The following is a 13964-nucleotide window of genomic DNA, read 5'->3' as shown; positions in this document are numbered from 1 at the left end:
ATTGTAAAAAAAGCTGAAAGAGGGTTATTTACCTTCTTTCAGCTTAATATACATGATTACTTCGCGATCTTTTCCAGATTGCCATTCTGATCCATTTTAAAGGTTGCACCCTGATGATCTTCCTGATCCTGAAAAGCAACCATTTTCCTGGCACGGTCCATGATGCCGATCAGTGCCTGGTAGTCGTCTTCAACGGTCTGCTGACGGCTTTGCAGGGTTTCAACCTCTTTTTCCAGTTCTTCGATACGTTGCTGAAGCCTGGCATTTTCCTGCTTCAATGCGCTGTTCTCCCGTTCCAGACGGCCGTCTGAAGTTTTGCCCTGCTGCAGCGTCTGCAGGTAGGCGATGACTTCAGATAGACCCAATCCGGTTTTTAAAGTCGCTGTGTTTTCATAAGTTGGGTTTTCCTCAACATGTTCTGCAGGTGGCAGCTGCTGAATCTCGGTCGGATCCGGCAGATAAGCCGTTTCCATGACCGGAAAGGCAGGGGCAGGGCGGAGTGACCGTGCACCCTGCTCTGCACGTTTTTTCTGTTTGCGTTGTTTTTTCGCTATTTCTATTGCCTGTTCGTATTTTCTCCGGACAATCGCATTCCAGCGAAAGCCGCAGGCGGCGCCCGTGCGGTTCAGTTTATCACCGACTTCTTCAAAGGCGTCAAGCTGCGTGCTTCCCTCCCGGATATGGCGCAGGACGGTTTCTGCCAGAAGCAGATCATCTTCATGTGACCAGGCATCCTGTCTCACTTTTGTCATGGCATTCTCTCCTTCTTGCATTCTTGCTGTTTTATTAAAAAGGATTGACAAGGTGAGAGATTTTTATACACAGCGGGAATCGGGTTATTTTTATTTTTGATCGTGATCACGCCGTGCGAAATAGTCCAGCCGTTTATTAATCGTGCGCTCATATCCCCGCGGGCTGGGGTGATAGAAATGTTTGTTCCGCAGGTGCTCCGGCAGATAATCCTGCGGGACGTAGCCGCCTTCAAAGTCATGAGGATACAAATAGCCTTTTCCATGGCCAAGCTTTGCCGCCCCTTTATAATGGGCATCACGCAGGTGTATGGGCACCTCACCGGTTTTCTCATTTTTCACCGTGTCCAGTGCCTGATCAATGCCGACCACTGCCGCATTGCTTTTCGGAGCTGTGGCAATATAGAGTGCCGCTTCGGCGAGCGGAATCCGCGCTTCCGGCAGTCCGATAAAGGTTACCGCCTTTACAGCAGCATGGGCAATGAGCAGGGCATTTGGATCGGCCAGGCCGACGTCCTCCGCAGCATGGATAAAGATCCGGCGGGCGATAAACTTCGGGTCTTCACCTGCCGCAATCATTTTGGCGAGCCAGTAGAGCGTTGCATCAGGATCCGACCCGCGCATGCTTTTAATAAACGCCGAGACGGTGTCGTAATGATTGTCTCCTTTTTTGTCATATTGCAGCACTTTTTCCTGAATCGATTCTTCGGCAACATGCAGGTCAATGTGGATGAAGCCGTCCTGGTCCCGGTCAGTAGTCAGGACAGCCAGTTCCAGCGCATGCAGGGCCGTGCGGCTGTCGCCATTTGCAACGCGTACCAGATGGTCCATGGCAGCCGGCTCCATTTTTACCTTTTCGTTTCCGTACCCCCGTTCTTTATCGGTCAGTGCGTGTTGCAGAATGGTGCGGATATCATCATGAGTCAGGGGTACGAAGCGGAAGAGGCGGGACCTTGAAAGCAGCGCCGGGTTAATCTCAAACATCGGGCTTTCTGTCGTCGCTCCGATCAGAATAACCGTCCCTTTTTCAACCGATGGCAGGAGCGCATCCTGCTGACTTTTACTGAAACGGTGAATTTCATCTATAAAAAGAATCGTTCGCTGCTGATCGAATTTCAGACGCTCTTCTGCGCCGGCGATAATCTTCCGCAGATCGCTGACGCCGGCGGTGACCGCGTTCAGCTGTTCAAAATATGCAGACGTGGTTTGGGCGATAATATGAGCCAGAGTGGTTTTCCCGGTTCCCGGGGGCCGAAGAAAATCATGGGGGTCAGTTTGTCAGCCTGTATCGCGCGGCGCAGCAGCCGGCCCTTACCGACAATCTGTTCCTGTCCGACAAATTCATCAAGAGTCTGCGGGCGCATTCTGTCGGCGAGGGGGCGTCCGCGGCCTGTTGTTATGTCATCGGATGGAAGATCAAACAAATCCATCCCTGTCATCCTTTCATGTTTCAATTTTTTTGGTATTCTCTGTCCGATTGCGTGCAAGGAATATGTTTTTCGTCTATAATAACTTAGAGTCTGTATTTATTCTACCATAGTTCCGTTGAATCTCAGCATAAGAGATCACGGCTGATTAATAAACAGAAGATGTGCATTTATTTATATACGTTTGAAGAGCGAAAGGGGGTCTTGCGATGAAGATCTCAACAAAAGGACGTTATGGATTAACGATTATGATGGCCCTGGCAAAGAACAAAGGTCGGGGACCGCTCTCTCTGAAAGCTATAGCAACCGAACACAATTTATCAGAGCACTATCTGGAACAGCTGGTTGCACCGCTTCGTAATGCCGGACTGGTGAGCAGTATCCGCGGCGCTTACGGCGGATATGTGCTGGCTAAAACCCCGGGTGAGATCACAGCTGCCGATATCATCCGTGTGCTTGAAGGTCCGATCCAGCCGGTTGAAGTCATGGAAGATGATGATCCGGCCAAACGGGAATTGTGGGTCAAAATAAGGGACGCTGTAAAGGATGTCCTCCAGGGGACAACCCTTGACGATCTGATCCATTATGATACGGAGCCTCAGGTTCAGGATCCGGATATGTTCTACATTTGAAAGTTAAAGGGAGTGAACAGGCATGAATCCCATCTATCTCGATCATGCCGCAACGACGCTGATTGATCCCGAAGTGCTTGAGATCATGGCGGAAACATATAAAAAGGTGATTGGCAATCCGTCAAGCATCCATTCATTCGGCAGACAGGCCCGGAAAGTGGTCGACGACGCCAGAGACACTATCGCCAAATATATCGGTGCCAGAAGCCGTGAAATTGTTTTTACAGGCGGTGGTACAGAAGGCGATAACATGGCGATTATCGGCTCTGCTTTTGCGAACCGTGATAAGGGAAAGCACATTATTACAACGAAGATTGAACATCATGGGGTATTCAGAACCTGTGAATATCTCGAAAAGCAGGGCTTTGACGTGGATTATCTGGATGTCGACCGAACTGGCCGGATATCTGTTGATGAACTGAAACAGAAACTACGGGATGATACCATTCTCGTTTCAATTATGTACGGAAATAATGAGGTTGGAACCATTCAGCCGATCCGCGAAATAGCACATTTGCTCGCAGACAGGCCGACGCTGCTGCACACGGACGCGGTTCAGTCTTTCGGCTCCATCGATATAGATGTAAAGGATACGCCGATCGATCTCTTATCTATGGCCGGACATAAAATTGGCGGACCAAAGGGGATCGGTTTTTTGTTTGTCCGTGACGGCGTCCGTCTGGAGGCGATTGCGCATGGCGGAGATCAGGAGCACAAGCGTCGTGCCGGAACGCAGAATGTACCGGCAATCGCCGGCCTGGGTCTGGCCGTTGATCTCGTTCGTGATCATATCAGAGAGCGGATTGATAAGTATCTGAGCCTGCGCAGGGCAATGCTGGATACCTTGCGCGAAGCCCGTGTTGATTTTCATATTAACGGAAATTCTGAACATTTTCTGCCTCAGATTCTGAATCTGTATTTTCCCGGGATCAATGTTGAGACGCTTTTGACCAAACTTGATTTGGAAGGCGTGGCTGTATCGAGTGGTTCTGCATGTACAGCAGGATCCATTGAACCCTCACATGTCCTGACAGCAATGTTTGGAGACGGCGCACCTGAAACCCACAGCTCAATCAGGATCAGTTTTGGAAACGGAACGACTCAGGAGGAAGTGGTCCGGGCAGGAAAAATCATTGCCCGGTCGGTGCGTGAACTGGTAAATATCCGAAAGGCAGGTGAACCAGGTTGAAGAAATCTCCTGGCAAAACGAGGGTCGTTGTTGGCATGTCCGGGGGTGTGGATTCCTCTGTTGCCGCCTTGCTGCTGAAACAGCAGGGATATGATGTGGTCGGTATTTTTATGAAAAACTGGGATGACACGGATGAAAATGGTGTCTGCACAGCAACTGAAGATTATGAGGATGTCGTGCGCGTCGCCGATCAGATCGGGATGCCCTATTATGCTGTAAACTTTGAAAAGCAGTACTGGGACCGCGTGTTTACTTATTTTCTGGAAGAGTATCAGGCAGGGCGTACACCGAATCCGGATGTAATGTGCAATAAAGAAATAAAATTTAAAGCTTTCCTCGATCATGCACTGGCTGTCGGGGCGGACTTTGTCGCTACCGGTCATTATGCGCAGGTTGAGCGGCGTGACGGGATCACTTATATGCTGCGCGCGCTGGATCAGAATAAAGATCAGACTTATTTTCTGAACCAGCTGTCACAAAAGCAGATTGAAAGAGTGATGTTTCCTCTGGGTGATCTTCAGAAGCCGGAAGTTCGGGAAATTGCCCGTGAGCATCATCTTGCGACTGCTGATAAAAAGGACAGTACCGGTATCTGTTTTATCGGTGAGCGGAATTTTAAACAATTTCTGAGCCACTATCTTCCGGCCAATCGCGGTGAAATCCGGACAGTAGACGGCGAACTTAAGGGCTATCATGACGGCCTGATGTATTACACGAATGGTCAGCGTCAGGGACTGGGTATCGGCGGTCCCGGCGGTCCGTGGTTCGTCTGCGGAAAAGATGTGGCGAAAAATATTCTGTATATCGCGCCTGGTGCAGATCATCCCGCATTGTTTTCTCAGGGGCTGATTGCTGAAAAGGTCAACTGGATCAGCGGTAGTCCTGAAAAAAAGGTGTTCCACTGCACTGCGAAATTTCGCTATCGCCAGAAAGATCGTCCGGTGACGGTACATCTGCTTGAGAATAACCGGATAGAAGTCGTCTTTGATCAGCTGGAGTGGGCGATTACGCCCGGTCAGTCCGTTGTGCTCTATAAACACGATCGATGCCTCGGCGGCGGGACGATCAGCACGGTTCTGAATCAGGGTACAGACGCGGCTATAGACTTTGTTGACTCGGCAACTCTGTAACGCCGGGCCCTTTTTTTGCATTTTAAGAGGGTATACAATTCTAGTATAGGATAAGCATAACCCGGGTCAGCCGCTGCCGGACGCCCTGCTATGAGAAAGTATCGGGAAAATGAACCTCTTGTGGCATGGCGGCTTGCCGGCCGGCGGGCTTTTCTTCACTGAGGAGGAATTATGTGAAGCAAACAACTGAAAAAGCGTTGAAACTGATAAGAGCGAAAAAATTCGCTGAAGCTGCCGGTGTGCTGGATCGGGCCATATCGGCAGAACCGGATGATCCGGAAGGGTATATCCTTTTCGGGAATATGCTGATTACGGCCGGACAGCCGGCGCGATCAGAGGCTTTTTTTGAAAAAGCGCTGATGCTGGACGCTGCCAGCGCGGAGGCACAGTTCGGATACGGCAATGCGCTTTCAGAATCAGGAGCGTATGAAAAAGCGCTCGATCATTTTGAGAAGGCGCAGGTAAACGGCATGAACAGTGGCAACCTGTTTTATATGATCGGGCTTTGTGCCATGCATCTTGATCGTGCCGGTCAGGCACTGGCCTCCTTCCAGCGTGCGGTCGAGCTTGATGACCGGGACACCGGTGCGCGTTTTCAATATGGCCTGATGCTGGCCAAATTTGGTCAGCTCGGTCCGGCTGAAGAACAGTTCAAAAAGGTGCTGACTCTGGTGCCCCGGCATGCCGACGCTCACTATAATCTGGGCGTGATTGCAATGTATCATCATGATCCGGCAGGTGCCCGCTTGCATTTTAAGCGGGCACTCCGGCAGAATTCCAAACATTTGCTTGCCGCCCATGGGCTCGAGCAGCTGAAAAAGAAATTTCCGGAAAGAAGCGAAAAATAAGCAGAGAAAGGATGGCGGGGGAAATGGAACAGACTTCTCTTCATTTATTTTCTGACGGGATTTCCATTAAAGGTGAGCCTGTACGGATTGTTTTTCAGAACAGTGATAATGGCTATACGGTTATGATTGTTCGAATAATAGAATCAGATGAGCCGATTCAGGGAAAAGAGATTACAGTGGTTGGCTATTTTCCCTCTGTCCATCTGCAGGAAACCTATCAGTTTTCCGGACGGCTGAAAACGCATCCCAGATACGGGCAGCAGTATGAGGCAGTCAGCTATCATAAAGTACTCCCGCAATCCCGCACGGGGATCATTCAGTATTTGTCAGGGGATCTTTTTCCGGGGATCGGTAAGAAAACGGCTGAAGCCATTGTCAGGACGGTTGGTGACCATGCGATAACGAAGATTCTTAATGATCCCGCCTGTCTGCAGGAAGTGCCGAAACTCGACCCTGACAAGGCAAAATTTATTGCTGACACGCTCATTAAAAATGAAGGTCTGGAAAAGATCATGATCGGGCTGTCGGATTTCGGGTTTGGTTCGCAGCTGGCGGCTAAAATTTATCAGACATACGGGGATCTGGCACTCGAGACGATTCGTGATAATCCGTACCAGCTGATCCAGGATATAGAAGGGATTGGTTTTCAGCGGGCGGATGAACTGGCTTCTGCTCTCGGGATCACCGGCAACAGCCCGGAAAGAATACAGGCAGCGATTCTTTACTGGCTGAACGAGTGTGCCATGAATGACGGTCATGTTTTTATGCTTCATGATGAAGTGATTGAAGCCGCCAAAAAACTGCTTTCAACTCCGGACTTGCACATAACCGATGACGACATAACCGGGAAATGGATCAGCTGGAAGATGATGGGAAAATTGTCCGTGAGGGTAACGATGTTTATCTGCCGGAACTGTACTATGCAGAGAAGGGCATTGTGACCAGTATTCAAAGACTGACGGAGGGCTCCGAGGAAGAGGAGTACTCCGAAGCTGAATTTATGGAAGCGCTCGGAAAAGTGGAGGACAGGTTGTCGATGCAGTATGCCGACAGTCAGCAGAAGGCGATCCGCCAGGCGATCCGGTCGCCTCTGATGGTTCTGACAGGGGGCCCGGGGACGGGGAAAACCACCGTCATTCACGGTATTGTGGAGGTCTATGCGGAGCTGAACAGTCTTTCACTTGAAGTGAAAGATTACGACAGTGAACACCCTTACCCCATTCTGCTCGTTGCCCCTACCGGACGGGCAGCCAAACGAATGAAAGAGTCTACGGGACTTCCGGCCGTGACCATACACCGATTGCTCGGATGGACGGGAGGAGCAAATTATGCACATGATCAGGATGATCCGGTTGAGGGCAAACTGATCATTGTTGATGAAATGTCGATGGTAGACATCTGGCTTGCCAATCAGCTGCTCAAATCGCTTCCTGATGACATGAAAATGGTGATTGTAGGCGATGAAGATCAGCTGCCATCAGTCGGCCCGGGTCAGGTACTGGCGGATCTGATCCAGTCCGGCGTCATACCGGTTGTCCGGCTGACGGATATTTTCCGGCAGGCTAAAGGCTCCTCAATTATCGAACTGGCTCACCAAATAAAAGAGGGACAGTTAAAGGATCTTACAGCTAAACGTGATGACCGGCGATTTTTCCATTGCCATCAGGCACAGGTCACCGAAGCCGTCTGCCAGATTGCAAAAGGCGCAGAGAAGAAGGGTTATCAGCCGAAGGACATCCAGGTTCTTGCACCCATATACCGGGGAAATGCCGGGATCGAGAAACTGAACGAAAGACTGCAGGAACTTTTTAATCCGCCTTCTGATCAGAAACGCGGTCTGACGTTCGGTGATCACATATTCCGGGTTCATGATAAAGTGCTGCAGCTGATGAATAATCCTGATGACCAGGTTTTTAACGGCGATATTGGTGAGATTATATCGATACTCCGGGCAAAAGAGACGACAGATAACGAAGACACCGTCATCGTTTCTTTTGACGGTATTGAAGTCAAATATCTCCGGCATGATTTAAATCAACTGACACTTGCTTATTGCTGTTCCATACATAAAGCCCAGGGCAGCGAATTTCCGATTGTCATTCTTCCGGTGGTTAAGGGCTATCACCGGATGCTGAAACGCAATCTGATTTATACGGCTGTCACACGCAGCAAAGAGTATCTGATGATCTGCGGTAATGAGGAAGCGATCAGGACTGCTGTCCAGCGTAACGATGTCGACCGGCGCCACTCCAATCTGGCTGCTAAACTTCGTGAGCGGATGAGCCTGCCCGATGCCGGGCCACTCTCTCTTTCTGATGACAGCTGAGAAAAGTGAGATGTCAGAGGTATAAAATTCATAAAATCTGGACATGGATGCGAGTAACTGCAGCGGATAAATGTCCTGTGTCATTTATCCGTATCTGATGAGGTGAAAGTAGATGAAATGTCCGAATTGTGCAAGCAAAAATATAGGTAAACTGAGTGCAAAGGATTATTACTGCTGGAATTGTTTTATTGAATTATCATTGGAGGACGGGAGACTGTCACTCAGTCAGGTGGAAGAGGATGGAAGTCTGACAACACTCGACGATCTTTTTGACGTGTCTGAACGGGAAGCTAAAGCGAACGGTTTCTGATTGTCCGGAGTATCCCGTGATCACATGATTTGAACAGGTGTGGGCAAGACTAGGCATGGAGGGATGATCATGCTTAAATGGCCTGCACTTAAGTGGATGAAAGCTTTAACTATTCTTCTGCTGCTTTTTCTCAATGGCTATCTCTTTTACAGGCTGCTGCCGCTTCTCGGTACGGTGCTTCACTTCTTCCTGAGGGTCGCTTTTCCATTTGCTGTTGCCGGAATTATTGCCTATCTGCTGCATCCCTTAATCAAAAGACTCAGTGTGATGGGTGTCCCGCGCACGATTGCCATTCTCGGTGTCTATGTGCTTTTTTTCAGTATGGCCGGTCTCCTGCTGTTCAAAGGTGGTCCGGCGTTTATCCACGAGTTGCGCGGCTTGAATGACGAGTTCGTCCGCTATCAGAAAATGTATCAGTCTCAGGTTGATCACGTTTACGGGTCAACACCCGAAGCGGTGCATGACCAGGTGAATAAAGCCCTTGCACGTATACAGCATGCCACCGGAAGATTTGCAGACAGGCTGATGGACTGGTGTACCGGTTTTATCCAGTCGCTGTTCACTTTGATTATCATTCCGTTTCTTGCCTTTTATTTTCTCAAGGATTCAGAGAAAATTAAGCGGGGAGCACTTCATCTGATTCCACGAAAGTGGCGGAATCAGTGGACCGGGCTATTCACGGAAATGGACCAGTCAATCGGCTTGTACATACGCGGACAGCTGACCGTCTGTGCGATTCTTGCTGTTTTGGCTTCAATCGGGTTGTGGATTCTGAAAGTCCGTTATCCAATCGTGTTTGGCGTGTTTATCGGGCTGACAGATCTGATTCCTTATTTTGGGCCGCTGATCGGTGCAGCTCCGGCTGTTCTGATGGCGGCCACGCAGTCCTTCTATGCAGTGATCGGCGTTGTCCTGATGATATTTCTGATTCAGTTTCTCGAGGGAAATGTGATTGAGCCGCTCGTTGTCGGTAAAAGTGTGGATATCCATCCGCTGTATATCATGCTGTCGCTCGGTGTCGGCGGGGAGATTGCAGGGATCGTCGGGATGTTGCTTGCTATCCCCTGTTTTATCGTGATTCGTATAGGTTTCATTCATATGAAAAAGAGATTACGTGTGATTGACAAATAAGAGAAAGTTCATCTATAATAGCGAAAGAAAAATGAAAATGAGACGAAAAGAATAGCGACAGGGCATGGAGCTGCCTGAACAGTAAGGTGAATGGGCTTAATGATTTGTAAGTAAACAATCGATACCCTTCATTGATTTTCTCTCACATGAGCTGCTTGAGCTGTGAGGCTGCAACCGAAAGATGCGAAGTCAGCTTTTCTTTTGCGGTACGGATGCTGCGTGTATGTGGGGAGCTTTCGTCCTTTCAGGCATGATAGGATGGAAGCTTTTTTTGTTCCACTATAAGAAAAAAAGTATAAAATTGGATTATAGTGTGGCCCGGCCGGCGTCAGTTTTTCTTTAAACGCCCCGGTATAAGTCACCATTTAAATGAACAGGTCTTATTTTGATCATTGTGAGTGGAGGTTCTTATCATGAAACAACTCAGTTCATCTGAGGTCAGGCAAATGTTTTTAGATTTTTTTCGTGGAAAGGGTCATTCGGTTGAGCCGAGTGCTTCACTGATTCCGGTTGATGATCCTTCCCTGCTTTGGATAAACAGCGGGGTTGCTACGCTGAAAAAATATTTCGATGGACGGATTGTGCCGAAAAATCCGCGCATCTGCAACGCTCAGAAAGCGATTCGTACGAATGATATTGAAAATGTCGGTTATACGGCACGCCATCATACGTTTTTTGAAATGCTGGGCAACTTTTCGGTAGGCGATTACTTTAAAAAAGAAGCCATAACCTGGGCATGGGAATTTCTGACCAGTCCGGACTGGATCGGTTTTGATCCGGACAGGCTGTCTGTCACTATTTATCCAAAAGATGATGAGGCGTACCGGCTGTGGCATGAAAAAATTGGTCTCCCGGAGGAACGGATTATTAAGCTGGAACACAATTTCTGGGATATCGGGGAAGGACCCAGCGGACCGAATACAGAAATATTCTATGATCGCGGTGAGGCGTTCGGTAACGATCCGAATGATCCGGAACTGTTCCCCGGCGGAGAAAATGAGCGTTATCTTGAAGTCTGGAATCTCGTCTTTTCTCAATTTAACCATAATCCGGACGGAACACATACGCCGCTGCCGAAAAAGAACATTGATACCGGTCTGGGACTGGAGCGTATGGTCAGCGTCATTCAGGGCGGTGAGACCAATTTCGATACGGATCTTTTTCTTCCGATTATCCATAAAATTGAGGAGATCTCGGGCCAAACATATAAAAAGGGCAGGAAAAACACACCGTTCAAAGTTATCGCTGATCACGTACGTGCGGTGTCCTTTGCCATTGCCGACGGGGCTCTTCCCTCGAATGAAGGACGCGGTTATGTCCTGCGCCGGCTGATCCGGCGCGCGGTCCGTTATGCCATGGATCTCGGAATCAATAAACCATTCATGTATGAACTCGTACCGGTTGTTGCCGACATTATGAAAGACTATTACAAAGAGGTTCTGGAGAAGGCCCCGTATGTCCAGAAAATCATTTACGGTGAAGAGAAACGCTTTCAGGAGACCATCCATGACGGAATAGCCATTCTCCACCGGCAGATCAGTGAGGTAAAAGCAAAAGGCGGGTCAGAACTGTCCGGAAAAGACGTGTTCAAACTGTATGACACGTTCGGTTTCCCTGTCGAACTGACCGGGGAATATGCGAAAAAAGACGGTCTTTCCGTTGATCAAAAAGGTTTTGAAGCAGAACTGGAAAAACAGAGAGAACGGGCAAGAACTGCACGAAAAGACCAGAAGTCGATGCACGTGCAAAGTGCAACGCTGCGCAATGTGACTGTAAAAAGTACGTTCGTCGGCTATGACCGGTTTACTGTAGAGAACGCAAAGGTTCTGGCTCTGGTCAACGATCATGAAGCAGTGGAAAATGCATCTGAGGGAGAAAAAATCCGGCTGATCCTCGATCGCACCCCTTTTTATGCCGAGATGGGCGGACAGGTTGCCGATCAGGGGACACTGAAGGGTGATACCGCTCTTCTTCGTGTCACCGATGTGCAACAAGCTCCGAACGGTCAGAATCTGCATTCCTGTATTGTGGTAAACGGAGAAATTCATATCGGTGACCGTGTGAAAGCACAGATCGACGGTCACGCCAGGCTTGCCATTCAAAAAAATCATACGGCCACTCATCTGCTCGATCAGGCCCTGAAAGATGTACTGGGACCGCATGTCAATCAGGCCGGATCTTATGTATCGGCGGACCGGCTTCGTTTTGACTTTTCTCACTACGGACAGGTGACAGAAGCTGAACTTCATAAGGTAGAACGGACAATTAATGAGAAAATCTGGGCGCAGCTTCCTGTGACGACGAAGGAAATGCCGATTGACGAAGCAAAGAAATCAGGTGCAGTCGCTTTATTCGGTGAAAAATACGGTAAAATCGTTCGTGTTGTCAATGTTGGTGACTACAGCCTTGAACTCTGCGGCGGCTGCCATGTTCGGAACACGGCTGAGCTTGGCCTCTTTACAATTGTTTCCGAAGCCGGTATTGGTGCAGGGACACGTCGCATTGAAGCCTTAACAGGGGAAAAAGCCTATGAAAAAATGAATCAGGAAAAACAGGAACTGGTAAACCTTGCACGCAGCCTGAAAGTAACAGCTGATCAGCTTCCTGAAAAAATAGGTGCCCTGCAGCTGCAAATTAAGGCGCTTGAAAAAGATAACACGGCTTTGATGGCAAAACTCGGGAATGCGAAGGCCGCAGAATTAGAGAAATCCATCCGGAAAGTCGGTAATATTTCTTACCTTGCGGCAAAAGTGGACGCAATGGATATGAATCAGTTAAGGACAATGGCTGATGATTTGAAAAATCATTTCAGGTCGCTTATTGTTGTCCTGGCCTCTGTTGAGGACGGAAAGGTTCATCTTGTTTCCGGTGTCACGAAAGACCTGATCTCGAAAGGGTTCCACGCCGGCAAAATTATTAAGGAAGTGGCTTCTGTCTGCGGTGGTGGCGGAGGCGGCCGCCCGGATATGGCACAGGCCGGTGGACGCCAGCCGGAAAAAGTAGGAAAAGCGCTCGACAGTGTGGCGGACTTCATTAAAGAAACAGCTGTCGGCTGATTTACTGGCCAGACTACAGCGCGTATGGAATGGGGATGATGAAAATGGATGAAACGATGAAATTCAATTTTGGTGATAAGGACAGGCATAACGTACGCCAGGTGCTTTTTCAGGTATATGATGCTCTGGAGGAGAAGGGATATAACCCGATCAACCAGATTGTCGGCTATCTGATATCCGGCGATCCAGCATACATTCCCCGCCATAAAGATGCAAGAAAGCTAATCAGGCGGATCGAGCGTGATGAGATCATTGAGGAACTGGTAACGGATTACCTCAGGAAAAAGTGGGACAAAGAATGAGAGTGATGGGACTTGATTTCGGATCGGTAACGGTTGGCGTCTCGGTCAGTGACCCGACAGGTCTGACAGCTCAGGGTATTGAAACCATCCGTTATGTGGAACATAGAAAAGATCTGATGTTTCAGCGGATCGGTGAATTGATCAATACATTCGGTGTGGAATCGATTGTCGTCGGACTGCCAAAGGATCTGATTGGGACGGAAACCTGTCGGGCGGAGGCTTCAAGAGCTTTTGCCAGAAGCCTGCGCCGGAAGTTCCGTCTTCCGGTGGTCATGTGGGATGAGCGACTGACAACGATGGCTGCTGAGCGCATTCTGATTCAGGCCGATCTCAGCCGGAAAAAGCGGAAGAAGGTCATTGATAAAGAAGCAGCCGTGCTGATTCTGCAAAGTTATTTAGATAAAAAAAGAATGGAGACAGAAAAAGATGAGTGATCCCGGTCATTACCCGATCATACAGCCAAGCGGGGACGAAGGGGAACGGATTGTGATTCCGGAGCCAGACGGAAGTGAGAATCTGTTCGATGTATTATTTTATTTTGACGTTCCTGAGACAGATAAATCTTATGTTGTTGTCACACCGTCGGAAGAGGCAGATGAGGACGCAGATGAAGAAGACGTTTTTGCTTTCCGTTATGAGGGAGAGGACGATGACTTCAAACTTTTCCCGATCGAGACAGATGAGGAATGGGATGTTGTTGAAGAAATGATCAATACGTTCAGCGATGAAGAAGATGTATGAACGGGCAGCCCCTGTGGAATGCGGGGGTTTTTATATTGAACCCGTGAAGCGGCTTAATCCGTTAATGAAGCACAAAATTTGACGAAACATAGTGTATAATGGTTGGGGTACTCTAGAAAGGAG

The 13964-nt window shown here is 48.9% G+C and carries 13 protein-coding genes and 1 pseudogene; 12 read left to right on the top strand and 2 right to left on the bottom strand.

Going from position 1 to position 13964, the window contains the following annotated elements:
* Positions 1–56: 56 nt before the first annotated feature.
* The gene (locus tag ABNN70_RS13180; RefSeq protein WP_353948048.1) at positions 57–752 is read right to left on the bottom strand and encodes an RsfA family transcriptional regulator; all 696 of its coding nucleotides are present in this window, start codon (positions 750–752) and stop codon (positions 57–59) included.
* Positions 753–842: 90 nt separating this feature from the next.
* Positions 843–2179: pseudogene (locus tag ABNN70_RS13175) on the bottom strand (replication-associated recombination protein A).
* Between the two features lie 206 nt (positions 2180–2385).
* Between ABNN70_RS13175 and ABNN70_RS13170 the strand changes: the two are divergent.
* The 12 genes from ABNN70_RS13170 to ABNN70_RS13115 all read left to right on the top strand — a co-directional run bounded on the left by ABNN70_RS13170 (position 2386) and on the right by ABNN70_RS13115 (position 13841).
* Positions 2386–2808, top strand: a complete 423-nt coding sequence (locus ABNN70_RS13170) for an Rrf2 family transcriptional regulator (RefSeq protein WP_353948047.1) — start codon at positions 2386–2388, stop codon at positions 2806–2808.
* A 22-nt stretch (positions 2809–2830) separates the two neighbouring features.
* On the top strand, positions 2831–3997 hold the full coding sequence (locus tag ABNN70_RS13165) for a cysteine desulfurase family protein (RefSeq protein ID WP_353948046.1): 1167 nt from the start codon (positions 2831–2833) through the stop codon (positions 3995–3997).
* Complete coding sequence (mnmA, locus tag ABNN70_RS13160; protein ID WP_353948045.1) at positions 3994–5127, top strand: tRNA 2-thiouridine(34) synthase MnmA; 1134 nt, start codon at positions 3994–3996, stop codon at positions 5125–5127. The genes ABNN70_RS13165 and mnmA overlap by 4 nt, the downstream gene beginning before the upstream one ends.
* 173 nt (positions 5128–5300) lie before the next feature.
* On the top strand, positions 5301–5975 hold the full coding sequence (locus ABNN70_RS13155; RefSeq protein ID WP_353948044.1) for a tetratricopeptide repeat protein: 675 nt from the start codon (positions 5301–5303) through the stop codon (positions 5973–5975).
* 23 nt (positions 5976–5998) lie between these two features.
* Positions 5999–6916: a helix-hairpin-helix domain-containing protein gene (locus tag ABNN70_RS13150; protein WP_353948043.1), complete on the top strand. Its 918-nt coding sequence runs from the start codon at positions 5999–6001 to the stop codon at positions 6914–6916.
* Entirely contained in the window at positions 6826–8301 is a 1476-nt protein-coding gene (locus tag ABNN70_RS13145) for an ATP-dependent RecD-like DNA helicase (RefSeq protein ID WP_353948042.1), read from the top strand. The genes ABNN70_RS13150 and ABNN70_RS13145 overlap by 91 nt, the downstream gene beginning before the upstream one ends.
* A gap of 112 nt (positions 8302–8413) precedes the next feature.
* On the top strand, positions 8414–8611 hold the full coding sequence (locus ABNN70_RS13140; RefSeq protein WP_353948041.1) for a hypothetical protein: 198 nt from the start codon (positions 8414–8416) through the stop codon (positions 8609–8611).
* Between the two features lie 69 nt (positions 8612–8680).
* The gene (locus tag ABNN70_RS13135) at positions 8681–9742 is read left to right on the top strand and encodes an AI-2E family transporter (protein WP_129928284.1); all 1062 of its coding nucleotides are present in this window, start codon (positions 8681–8683) and stop codon (positions 9740–9742) included.
* A gap of 413 nt (positions 9743–10155) precedes the next feature.
* Positions 10156–12798: an alanine--tRNA ligase gene (gene alaS / locus ABNN70_RS13130; protein ID WP_353948040.1), complete on the top strand. Its 2643-nt coding sequence runs from the start codon at positions 10156–10158 to the stop codon at positions 12796–12798.
* 35 nt (positions 12799–12833) lie between these two features.
* Positions 12834–13100, top strand: coding sequence for an IreB family regulatory phosphoprotein (locus tag ABNN70_RS13125; RefSeq protein ID WP_129928286.1), 267 nt, complete (start codon positions 12834–12836; stop codon positions 13098–13100).
* Positions 13097–13534 carry a Holliday junction resolvase RuvX gene (gene ruvX / locus ABNN70_RS13120; RefSeq protein ID WP_129928287.1) on the top strand — a complete coding sequence of 146 codons (438 nt, stop codon included), beginning with the start codon at positions 13097–13099 and terminating at the stop codon, positions 13532–13534. Before ABNN70_RS13125 ends, ruvX begins: the two co-directional genes overlap by 4 nt.
* Positions 13527–13841 (top strand): DUF1292 domain-containing protein, encoded by a 315-nt coding sequence (locus tag ABNN70_RS13115; protein WP_129928288.1) that lies wholly within the window; start codon positions 13527–13529, stop codon positions 13839–13841. The genes ruvX and ABNN70_RS13115 overlap by 8 nt, the downstream gene beginning before the upstream one ends.
* Positions 13842–13964: the final 123 nt, after the last annotated feature.

The organism is Sporolactobacillus sp. Y61 (assembly GCF_040529185.1).
Taxonomy (GTDB): domain Bacteria; phylum Bacillota; class Bacilli; order Bacillales; family Sporolactobacillaceae; genus Sporolactobacillus.
This window is presented reverse-complemented; position numbering and strand designations above follow the sequence as displayed.